The 11089-nt window shown below is 27.1% G+C and carries 10 protein-coding genes and 1 riboswitch; of the genes, 3 read left to right on the forward strand and 7 right to left on the reverse strand.

Going from position 1 to position 11089, the window contains the following annotated elements; translation table 11 throughout:
- Nucleotides 1-221: 221 nt before the first annotated feature.
- The 3 genes from metH to ybaK form a co-directional block, all read right to left on the reverse strand.
- Nucleotides 222-3872 carry a methionine synthase gene (gene metH, locus H9660_RS14805; RefSeq protein WP_191751152.1) on the reverse strand — a complete coding sequence of 1217 codons (3651 nt, stop codon included), beginning with the start codon at nt 3870-3872 and terminating at the stop codon, nt 222-224.
- 68 nt (nt 3873-3940) lie between these two features.
- Nucleotides 3941-4038: riboswitch (SAM riboswitch) on the reverse strand.
- Nucleotides 4038-5417, reverse strand: a complete 1380-nt coding sequence (gene hydA / locus H9660_RS14810) for a dihydropyrimidinase (protein WP_191751153.1) — start codon at nt 5415-5417, stop codon at nt 4038-4040. It overlaps the preceding riboswitch by 1 nt.
- Before the next feature lie 219 nt (nt 5418-5636).
- The gene (ybaK, locus tag H9660_RS14815) at nt 5637-6122 is read right to left on the reverse strand and encodes a Cys-tRNA(Pro) deacylase (RefSeq protein ID WP_191751154.1); all 486 of its coding nucleotides are present in this window, start codon (nt 6120-6122) and stop codon (nt 5637-5639) included.
- Nucleotides 6123-6276: 154 nt separating this feature from the next.
- Between ybaK and H9660_RS14820 the strand changes: the two genes are divergently transcribed.
- Together H9660_RS14820 and H9660_RS14825 are read left to right on the forward strand one after the other, a co-directional pair.
- Nucleotides 6277-7428 (forward strand): double-cubane-cluster-containing anaerobic reductase, encoded by a 1152-nt coding sequence (locus H9660_RS14820; protein ID WP_191751155.1) that lies wholly within the window; start codon nt 6277-6279, stop codon nt 7426-7428.
- Nucleotides 7429-8211, forward strand: coding sequence for an acyl-CoA dehydratase activase (locus tag H9660_RS14825; RefSeq protein WP_191751156.1), 783 nt, complete (start codon nt 7429-7431; stop codon nt 8209-8211).
- Nucleotides 8212-8245: 34 nt separating this feature from the next.
- Here the strand turns inward: H9660_RS14825 and H9660_RS14830 are convergent, their stop codons facing one another.
- Nucleotides 8246-9106 carry an SDR family oxidoreductase gene (locus H9660_RS14830; protein WP_191751157.1) on the reverse strand — a complete coding sequence of 287 codons (861 nt, stop codon included), beginning with the start codon at nt 9104-9106 and terminating at the stop codon, nt 8246-8248.
- Entirely contained in the window at nt 9099-9260 is a 162-nt protein-coding gene (locus H9660_RS14835) for a hypothetical protein (protein WP_191751160.1), read from the reverse strand. The genes H9660_RS14830 and H9660_RS14835 overlap by 8 nt, the downstream gene beginning before the upstream one ends.
- Nucleotides 9261-9397: 137 nt before the next feature.
- Between H9660_RS14835 and ilvA the strand changes: the two genes are divergently transcribed.
- Nucleotides 9398-10597 (forward strand): threonine ammonia-lyase, encoded by a 1200-nt coding sequence (gene ilvA, locus H9660_RS14840; protein ID WP_191751158.1) that lies wholly within the window; start codon nt 9398-9400, stop codon nt 10595-10597.
- 47 nt (nt 10598-10644) lie between these two features.
- On the opposite strand, the gene H9660_RS14845 is transcribed toward ilvA, so the two are convergent.
- Both H9660_RS14845 and H9660_RS14850 read right to left on the reverse strand, forming a co-directional pair.
- Nucleotides 10645-10800 (reverse strand): hypothetical protein, encoded by a 156-nt coding sequence (locus tag H9660_RS14845; protein ID WP_191751161.1) that lies wholly within the window; start codon nt 10798-10800, stop codon nt 10645-10647.
- 60 nt (nt 10801-10860) lie between these two features.
- Nucleotides 10861-11089, reverse strand: a 229-nt coding sequence (locus tag H9660_RS14850) for a hypothetical protein (RefSeq protein ID WP_191751159.1), incomplete at its 5' end; no start/stop codon positions are given.

Below are 11089 nucleotides of genomic sequence, written 5' to 3' on the forward strand. Positions count from 1 at the left end.
AGCTATTCGATAACCAACTTGATCTCATTTATTCAACTTAAACGAAAAGTAGTTCAATTTCAGATTGCAATTTATAATATAAAAACAAATATTTTTGTATCAAAATACAAATTTTATACAATATTTTTATAAATTTATAGTTTTCATTTTAAATTTATTAATAAAAGAATAGATTACATATTAAATTTAAGTAAGGGTTAAATAAACGCTTAATTGCTCTCTTACTTTAAAATATAAGAAAGCCTATTTTTCAATTCTTCTAAAGATGAGTTATTTCTTTTGGAATAATCCTTAATTTGATTTTCATCAATTTTATATATATCAAAATAATTAGAATTTTCATTAGCAAAATATAATCCACAAACAGATGATGGAAGATCCATCATATAATTTTCTGTTATTCCTACGCCAGTATTGTTTTCGCCATCTAAAAGTTTAAATATCTTTTCAATTTCTTTTTGATTTTTTATAGATGGATAACCTACTGCCGGTCTAATACCTTTATACTTTCCTTTGAGTATCTCATCTAAAGTTAAATTTTCCTTTTCAGAATATCCCCAATACTTTTTTCTAATATCCAAATGAAGTTTTTCAGCAAAAGCCTCTGCTAGTCTGTCACATATAAAGCTTAATAGCATCGAATTATATTCATCCCCATTACATCTTAGCTCATTTGCATAATTTCTTGCTTCTTTTCCACTTGTAGTTATAAAAGCCCCGATATAATCATTTATTTTTAATTCTTCAGGTGCAATATAGTCGCTTAGTGATAAGTACTCATCTCTATCATTTTTCCTTTGCTGCCTAAACATATTGAAAGTTTCAATTAAATTATTATTCTCATCATAAACTTTTATATCATCATTATTAGAGTTTGCCCTAAATAGTCCAAATACTCCCCTAGGCTTTACTATATTATTCACTTCTAATTCATCTAATAATTTATTAGCATCATGAAATAATTTTTTAGCTTCAATACCATACTTAACATCTTGTAAAACTTCTGGATACTTTTTCTTAACTCCCCATGCACTGAAGAAAAAACTCCAATCTATAAATGGTCTTATGTCACTTATACTATATTCTTCTATTGCTTTTACTCCTAAAAAATTCGGTACTTTAATATATTGATTTTCCCAATTTAAATTTAATCTCTTTTCTCTTGCTTCAGATAGTGAAATGTATTGAAACTTTTCTTTTCCATAATTTTCTCTATACTTCTTATATTTTTCTTTAGTTTTTTTTATAAAACTATACTTTTCATTAGAAACTAATATTTTGCATATTTCAACAGTTTTAGAAGCATCATATCCATATATAACAGCTCCACTATAATTAAGATCAATTTTCAATGCAGTATGAATTTCAGAAGTTGTAGCACCACCAATTATAAGAGGTATGTTAAGTCCCCTTTTTTCCATCTCTATAGCTACAGTAATCATTTCATTTAGTGATGGTGTAATCAACCCGCTTAATCCAATAATATCAACATTATCTATAATTGCTCTTTCTATTATTTCTTTGCAAGATACCATTACCCCTAAATCAATAACATCAAAATTATTACATGATAAGACTACTCCAACTATATTTTTCCCAATGTCATGTACATCTCCTTTTACTGTGGCAATTAATATCTTTCCATCTTTTTTAAAACTACCATTTTCATCTTTAGTTATATATGGTGTTAAAAAAGATACTCCTTTTTTCATAACCCTAGCTGATTTGACTACTTGAGGTAAAAACATCTTTCCTTCACCAAATAAATATCCAACCTTTTTCATACCGTTCATTAAAGGTCCTTCTATAATACTTAGGGTTCTATTGTATACTTTTAATGCCTCTTTTAAATCTTCTTCAATAAAATCAGTAACACCTTTAACTAATGAATATTCAAGTCTATCTTTACAGCTAAGGTTTCTCCATTCACACTTATTTACCTCTTCTTTTTTGTTATAATATTTATAGTAATTAGCAGCATCTAATAATTTTTCACTGGCTTCTTCATTGGTATTAAATATAACGTCTTCTACTATCCTTAATAAATCCTTAGGAATATCATCATATATTTGAATCATTCCTGCATTTACTATCCCCATATCCATTCCATTTTTGATTGCATGATATAAAAATACTGAATGCATAGCCTCTCTTATTCTATTATTACCTCTAAAAGAAAATGAGAGATTACTAACTCCACCTGATATCTTGGCATATGGTAGATTATCTTTAATCCATTTTGTTGCTTTTATAAAATCCATAGCATAATTATTATGCTCTTGAATTCCTGTTGCAATAGCTAAAATATTAGGATCAAAAATAATATCTTCTGGAGGAAAATTAACTTCATTTACTAATAAATCATAGGCTCTTTTGCAGATTTTAATTTTTTTATCATAGCTATCTGCTTGGCCATTTTCATCAAAAGCCATTACAACTACAGCTGCTCCAAAAGCTTTAATTATTTTAGCTTTATTTATAAAATCATCTTGTCCATTTTTTAACGAAATTGAATTTACTATATGTTTACCTTGAATTACTTTTAATCCTCTTTCTATGACTTCCCATCTTGAAGAATCTATCATAATAGGCTTTGAAGATATATCTGGTTCAGAAGCTATTAGCTTTAAAAAATTCTCCATTTCATATTCACTATCTAAAAGTCCATCGTCAAAATTAATATCTATGATTTGAGCTCCATTTTCCACTTGATTTTTAGCTATATTCAGTGCTTCTTCGTACTTTTTTTCATTAATCAATCTTGCAAATTTAGCTGAGCCTGCCACATTAGTTCTTTCTCCAATATTTATAAAATTGGAATCTTTATTAGATTTAGTTATTTCTAGTCCACAATATATGCTTTCCACTTTTTTTTCTTTAATCAATCTTGGTTTATATTTTTTAGCTATTTTTGATATAGCTTCAATATGCTTAAAAGTAGTTCCACAACATCCCCCAACTATATTTAAATATCCTGCTTTTAACATTTCTTCTATATAACTAGACATCACATTAGGTGATTCATCATAAAAGCCTAACTCGTTTGGAAGTCCGGCATTAGGATATATAGAAATAAATACATTTTGAGTATCAGATAACTCCTTTATAAATGGAAATAAATCCTTTGCTCCAAAGGAACAATTTAAACCAATTGAAATAACATTTTCATTTTTCATCGAATTAGCAAAAGCTAATATATCTTGACCAGATAGTATCCTCCCTGATTTATCTGCAATAGTTCCAGATATCATTATTGGTAAGGTTTTATTTTGAAGTTTAAAAGCTTCATTTGCTGCCATAATTGCTGCTCTTGCATTTAGTGAATCAAAGATAGTTTCAATTAGTACTAAATCTATTCCTCCTTCTATAAGAGCACTTATTTGTTCTATATAGGCCTCTTTTAGTTCATCAAATGTTACATTTCTTAAGGAAGGATCATCAACATTTGGAGATAAAGAAGCCATTCTATTAGTAGGTCCTATTGCTCCTGCTACATATCTTTTTCTATTATCTTTTATTGTAAATTCATTACATAAATCACGAGCTATTTTAGCACTTTTATAATTTAAGTCATAAACTAAATTTTCTAGACAAAAATCATTTTGAGAAATTTTATTAGAATTTAAAGTGTTTGTTTCAATAATATCTGCACCTACTTCTAAAAAACCTTTATGAATAGCTTTTATTATTTGTGGTTGTGTTATACTTAATAAATCATTATTTCCTTTTTGATCGACATGAAAATCCTTTAAATACTCTCCTCTATATTCTTCTTCACTTAGCATATAGCTTTGAATATTAGTACCCATTGCCCCATCTATTACTAATATTCTATCTTTCAAATCACTAACAATTTCAAAATTAAAATTCATTTTTGCCCCCTTTAAAATAAAAAATCTCTCCTTAAAAAGAAGAGATAAATTTTGTTCATAATAAGTTTCTCTCATTTTCCAAATTTCTCTGTAGGATTAAGCACCACACCTTAAAGTAGGTTGCTAGGTTTCGTAGGGCCAGTCCCTCCACCTCTCTCAATAAGATTATATTTTTGATTTTCTTTTTATAAATTCACCATATCCTTTTTTGCCAATAAAATTATTGTCTTTAGCAATTATCTCTCCTCTTAAAATGGTATAAATAGGATATCCCTTTACCTTTATGCCTTCATATGGAGTATAATCTACATTTGAATGTAATTCTTCAGCTTTTAATATTTTTTCTATATTAGGATCTATAATTGTTATATCCCCATCAGATCCTACCTGTATAGTTCCCTTCTTTGGATACATACCAAAGATTTTTGCAGGATTAGTACAGCATACTTCTACAAATTTATTAATACTTATTCTATTTTTCATTACTCCTTCAGAAAAAATTAAAGGTATTCTTTCTTCTATTCCTGGAGCCCCATTAGGACATTTGGTAAAGTCATCTTTTCCAAGCTGTTTATCTTTATTAAATGCAAATGGACAATGGTCTGTTGCAATTGTTTTTATATGTCCATCATTTATACCCTTCCATAAAGCATCTATATCTCTTTGTTTTCTTAAAGGAGGACTCATAATATATTTTAATCCTTCATTATTTTCAATTTCATATTTACTATCATCTAAAACTAAATATTGAGGACAAGTTTCCGCATAAACATTTTCCCCTTTTTCATGAGCTGTTTTTATATAGTTTAACCCTATTTCAGAAGATAAGTGTACTATATATAATGGTGCATCATCAACTATTTTAGCTAAATTAATCATTCTATTTACAGCTTCACCCTCTACTTCAACAGGTCTACTTAAAGGATGATATTTAGGTGATTTCAAATTATTATTTATATAATAATCTTTTAAAAATTTTATACTACCATGATTTTCACAATGTACTGTTGTAATTCCTCCAAGTTCTTTTAATCTTTTAAGAACTTTTAAAACTTCCTCATCTTCTAATTTATAATCATATGTTAAGTAAACTTTAAAACTAGGAATCCCCTCATTATTCACTATACTTTCCATTTCATTTAAAATATCATCATTTATATGTTGTATTACTCCATGAAAACTATAATCAATTACCGCTTTTTCTTTTGCATATTCATGATATACATCAACTTGATGCTTTAAATTGCATCCCTTAGGTCCAAACCCCATATGATCAACAATTGTAGTAGTACCTCCACAGGCTGCAGCTATTGTTCCTGTATAAAAATCATCATTAGCTACAGCAATTCCTACATCTAAATTTAAATGTGTATGTACATCGATTCCTCCCGGAATAACTATTTTTCCTTTAGCATCTATAGTTTTATAGCTATCTTTATTTAAATTTATCCCTATTTCTTTAATAATTCCATCTTCGATATAAATATCTCCAATATAGTTATCAGTAGCCGTAATAATATTACCATTTTTAATTAGTAAAGACATTTTATCACTTCTTTCTCTAATTTTTTTATAATTAAATAAAGCAACCATTATGCCAATTTAAAATTACCATAAAATCATATTAACAATACAAATTTTATTATCATATTGATAATAATTATCTATATGATAATTAAATCATATTATATTGCTATACCTGTATTTATTAAAATATTTATATGTATATTTTATAATTAAAACTTAATAAGTTTATTTGATTAACTATTTTATTAAAAAGCTAAAAGTTCCTTTTACTAATCCTATTAGATCAATAGGGTTTATTTTAATTTGATATCCAATTTTTCCAGCGCTTATAATAATAGAATCTAATTCTTTAGCACTTTCATGTACAAATATTTTATAATCATGTTTTAAGCCTATAGGTGAGCACCCACCACGCAAGTAACCTGTATACTTCATTATATCTTTTACATGAATCATCTCTAATTTCTTTTCTCCCACTAATATAGCAGCTTCTTTTAAATTTAATTCTTCTGCAACTGGAATAACAAATACATATAACGCTTTACTTGTCCCTTGTGTTATTAATGTTTTAAATACATGAGATTTATCTACTCCAATTTTATGTGCTACAGATATACCATCTATTTTTCCATCATTAGAATTATATGTAACTATATCATATGTTATTTTATTCGAATCTAATATTCTCATAACATTAGTTTTTATTATTTTTTCTTTAGACATAAATTTCCCTCCTATAACAACCATTATATAAAATAATTATTATATATCAAAATAATATTAGTTATTTTTATAAAATATACTATTATTACAATAAAATTACATGATATGATATATATGTAACTTTGAAAATATTATTAATTAAGGAGATAAAAATATGGAATTACAAAAAGAATTACCAGATATTTTTGAAACATTTGGAGAAATTCGAAGAAACTCTTTTATGGTTGCTAAGAATCAAAAAGAAAAGGATATACCTCTTATAGGTGTATTTTGTACTTATTTTCCTCAAGAGCTAGCTTTAGCTATGGGAGCTTCTACTGTTTCTTTATGTGCTTCTTCAGATGAAACTATAGATGATGCAGAGCAGGATTTACCTCGTAATCTCTGTCCACTTATAAAATCTAGTTATGGTTTTGCTAAAACTGATAAATGTCCATTTTTCTATTTTTCAGATTTAGTAATTGGCGAAACTACTTGCGATGGAAAAAAGAAAATGTATGAATATCTTTCTGAATTTAAGCCTGTTCATGTTATGGAATTACCAAATTCTCAAAGTGATGATGGATTCAAACTTTGGAAGAATGAGATTATAAAATTAAAAGAAGTATTAGAAGAAAAATTTAATACAACTATTTCGGAAGATGATATAAAAAAGGCTATAGTAATTAAAAACAATGAAAGAAAGTCTTTAAAAGAATTCTATGAACTCGGAAAATTAGATCCAGTACCAATTACGGGAACAGATATTTTTAAGGTTTTAAATGGGACAACGTTTGAATTCAATAAAGAAAGTATACCAAATAATTTAAACACCTTAATTAATAAAATTAAAGAAGAATATGAACTAAGTCCTAAATACGAGAAGAAACCAAGAATATTAATAACAGGATGCCCATTAGGAACAGCTACTGAAAAGGTAATAAAAGCCATAGAGGAAAATGGAGCCTACGTTGTAGCATTTGAAAATTGTAGTGGTGCTAAGGCTGTTGATGAATTAGTTGATGAAAGTAATCCTGATATCTATGATGCTTTAGCAAAAAAATATCTTTCAATAGGTTGTTCTTGTATGACACCTAATCCTAATAGAATAAAGTTACTTGATAAAATGATAGATGAATATAAAGTAGATGCTGTAATTGATGTTATTTTAACTGCTTGCCATACTTATAGTGTTGAAACCTTATCTATAAAAAGATTTGTAAATTCCAAAAAAAATATACCATATATGAGTATTGAAACTGACTTTTCTATTAGTGATATAGGTCAGATAAATACTAGAATGGCTGCCTTTATTGAGATGTTATAAATGAATAAAGAAACAGAATTTTATACTTTAGGAATTGATTCAGGTTCAACATATACAAAAGGAGCTATTTTTGATGGCAAGAGCATTATAAAAAAATGTAAAATAAGAACATCTGCTAAACCAAAAGAAACTATTTATAATGTATACAATGATTTATATAATGAAAAAGTAAAATTCGTAGTTACTACTGGATATGGGAGATCTTTGCTAAAAGAATCTGATAAACAAATTACTGAAATTACTTGTCATGCTCAAGGTGCAGCTTTCTTAAATCCAAAAACTAGAACAATTATCGATTTAGGTGGCCAAGATTGTAAAGTTATAAATCTTGATAATTCTCTTAATGTAATAGACTTTATTATGAATGATAAGTGTGCTGCTGGAACTGGTAGGTTTATTGAAGTCATGATGAGAATACTAGAAGAAGATATAAATAATATAGATATTTTTGTTAAAAATAAAAATATAGTAAATATATCTAGTATGTGTACAGTATTTGCAGAAAGTGAAATAATTAGCCTTTTGGCTAAAGATATAGATAGAGGCGATATTGCTTTGGGTATCTTACATTCTATTGCTAAAAGAACTGCTAGTTTTAGTAAAAGATTAAATACTAATGATTTAGTATTCTTTACTGGTGGACTTGCTAATTCTAAGGAATTTAATGAAATATTAAGTTTTTATCTAAATCATGAAGTTTTTTCTCATGAATTAAGTCAATATGCTGGTGCTATTGGTGCAGCAATAATAGCATATAAAAAAGTAAGTAAAAAAGATAGATAAAAACTATCTTTTTTACTTAATATATAATATTTGCTTATCCGTTTACAAATTCACCGCCATTAACATGTATAGTTTCTCCTGTTATAAAATTAGCACCATCACTTGCAAGAAAAACAAAAGCTTCAGCTATTTCTATAGGTTGTGCTGCTCTTTTCATTGGATTACTTTGTCCAAAGCTAGAAACCATTGTTTCATCAAATGATGCTGGTATAAGAGGAGTCCATACAGGCCCTGGCGCAACTGAGTTTACTCTAATCCCCTTACCTACTAAGTTAACTGCTAATGAACGAGTAAAGGAAGTTAATGCTCCTTTGGTCATTGAATAATCTATTAATGTTTCATTCCCTTGATATGCTGTTATAGATGTTGTATTTATAATACAATCACCTTCTGATAAATGTTTAATAACCTCTTTTGTCATAAAAAAAGATCCAAACACATTAGTTCTAAATGTTTTTTCTAGTTGTTCCTTAGTTATATCAGTTATATTTTTGCATACATGCTGTTCTGCTGCATTATTTACCAGTATATTTATTTTATTAAATTTACTTTTTACTGAATTAATTGCAGAAATACAATAGTCCTCATTTCCAATATCCCCACTTAACAAAATACATTCTCCACCTAAATTTTCTATTTCTTTTTTTGTTATTTCAGCATCTTCATGCTCATTTAAATAAACTATTGCTATTTTAGCGCCTTCTTTTGCAAAAGCTATAGCGACAGCTCTTCCTATTCCACTATCACCTCCTGTTATTATAGCAACCTTATCATTAAGTTTTTTTATAGCTTCTTCTTTATTTATATATATAGGTTTTGGATTCATCTTTTCTTCTAAACCTGGTTGTACATTTTGATGTTGTGCTTGGAAAGTTTTAGGAAAGTTTCTATTCATTTTTATCCTCCTCAAATTTACATTCTTTTTTTAATGGGCTTCTATTTACACTTTCTAAATAATTAACCTTATCGACTATATTTTCTTCAAAATTTTTAACAGCTATTTTGGTAAAATTCCCTATATTAGTCATATAATCTAATTTACTTTTCACTTTAACATCGGCCTCCTTTACATAGTTATTTTTATGTTATTTCAAATAAAATATACTTTAAAAATATTTTAAATCTTCATATATTTTTGAACAAATGATATAATATCTATTATAAAAATTAGTAGAGGTGGAAATATATGCATTTAAATGAAATTAAACTAGCTAGAGAAACTATTAAAGATATAATTAATAAAACACCAATATTGTACAGTCCTATATTTTCAAAAATTAATAATTGTTCTGTATATCTTAAATGTGAAAACTTACAAATTACAGGAGCATATAAAATTAGAGGTGCTCTTAATAAAATCAGATCCTTATCTGATGAAGAAAAGTCTAGAGGAGTTGTTTGTTCGTCAGCAGGTAATCATGCACAAGGTGTTGCCTATGCATCAACTCTCCTAGGAGTAAATTCCACTATTATTATGCCTAAAAATACTCCTTATTTAAAAGTTCAAGCTACTAAGGACTTTGGTGGTAATGTTATTTTACATGGTACATGCTATGATGATTCATTTCTAAAAGCTAAAGAAATAGAATCTACAAATAATTCTATTTTCATACATCCTTTTAACGATATAAGTGTTATCTATGGCCAAGGAACTATAGCTTTAGAAATTTTAGAAGAAATTGATGATGTTGATGTTATAATTTGTCCTATTGGTGGTGGAGGTTTAATAAGTGGAGTTGCTTTAGCAGCCAAAAGTATTAAACCAGATATAAAAATTATTGGTGTACAAGCTGATGGGGCTAATGCTATGGAGCAAAGCTTTAAAAATCACAAATTAATTTCATTAAATTCAGTAAACACAATCGCAGATGGAATTGCAGTGAAATGTCCTGGCCAACTAACTTATAATATAATAAGAGAATATGTAGATGAAATAATAACTGTATCTGATAAAGAAATAGCCGAAGCTTTTTTAATACTTTGTGAAAAGCATAAATTATTAGCCGAAGCTTCTGGTGCTGCTTCCTTAACCGCTCTAAAAAAACTTAATCTTAATAATAAAAAGGTAATTTCAGTAATAAGCGGTGGAAATATAGATATGTTAACAATATCATCATTAATTAGTGATGGATTAGTTGAAAGAGGACGATTGTTTTGTTTTTCTGTTGAATTACCTGATACTCCTGGACAGTTACAACAAATCTCTAGTATTTTATCTGAATTAGATGCTAATGTCGTTCAACTTGAACATAATCAATTTAAAGCTTCAAATAGATTAAAAAATGTACTTTTAGAAGTAACAGTGGAAACTAATGGTATTGAACATATCGAATTAATAAAATCTACTTTTATTGAAAATGGATTTAAAATTAATCAAATGTATTAATTTACGATAAGATAAACAAAAAAATGGGCATATAGCCCATTTTTTGTTTATCTTAATTTTTTTCTTTTTTTATTAATTTTTTTATAAACTTTTGCATTTTGAATTATGTCCATAAAATCGTCTGCCATTTCAACTAAAAGTAATCCCTTTGCTTTATTTCTTTTTAAAGCTCGTTTCATTTTTTTCATTAGTTTATTTTTCATTTCAATACCTCCTAAGATTTATTACAAATTTATTTTCCCCTTAAGAGCGTATTTTATTATTTAAACTATATTACTTATTATCGAATTTATGAAATCTTCTCTTTTTGAATTTAAATAATCTCCATAAAAAATTTCAGCATTATCATAATAATTATTTATTTTATTTAATATAAACGAATTAATATCATTAGAATATCTTAAATTTATTTCTTCTTTTATAGATCTAAACTCTTCAAGACCACCATTTTTTCTATATTTTCTTATTAAAGAATCTAAATATGTATTATAT

The sequence above is a fragment of the Clostridium gallinarum genome (genome assembly GCF_014836325.1).
GTDB lineage: Bacteria > Bacillota > Clostridia > Clostridiales > Clostridiaceae > Clostridium > Clostridium gallinarum.

Excerpts from the sequence above, each read along its gene's own strand:
- metH (WP_191751152.1), bottom strand. The coding sequence starts at position 3,872 with ATGAATTTTAATTTTGAAATTGTTAGTGATTTGAAAGATAGAATATTA.
- hydA (WP_191751153.1), bottom strand. The coding sequence starts at position 5,417 with ATGTCTTTACTAATTAAAAATGGTAATATTATTACGGCTACTGATAAC.
- ybaK (WP_191751154.1), bottom strand. The coding sequence starts at position 6,122 with ATGTCTAAAGAAAAAATAATAAAAACTAATGTTATGAGAATATTAGAT.
- H9660_RS14820 (WP_191751155.1), top strand. The coding sequence starts at position 6,277 with ATGGAATTACAAAAAGAATTACCAGATATTTTTGAAACATTTGGAGAA.
- H9660_RS14825 (WP_191751156.1), top strand. The coding sequence starts at position 7,429 with ATGAATAAAGAAACAGAATTTTATACTTTAGGAATTGATTCAGGTTCA.
- H9660_RS14830 (WP_191751157.1), bottom strand. The coding sequence starts at position 9,106 with ATGAATAGAAACTTTCCTAAAACTTTCCAAGCACAACATCAAAATGTA.
- ilvA (WP_191751158.1), top strand. The coding sequence starts at position 9,398 with ATGCATTTAAATGAAATTAAACTAGCTAGAGAAACTATTAAAGATATA.
- H9660_RS14845 (WP_191751161.1), bottom strand. The coding sequence starts at position 10,800 with ATGAAAAATAAACTAATGAAAAAAATGAAACGAGCTTTAAAAAGAAAT.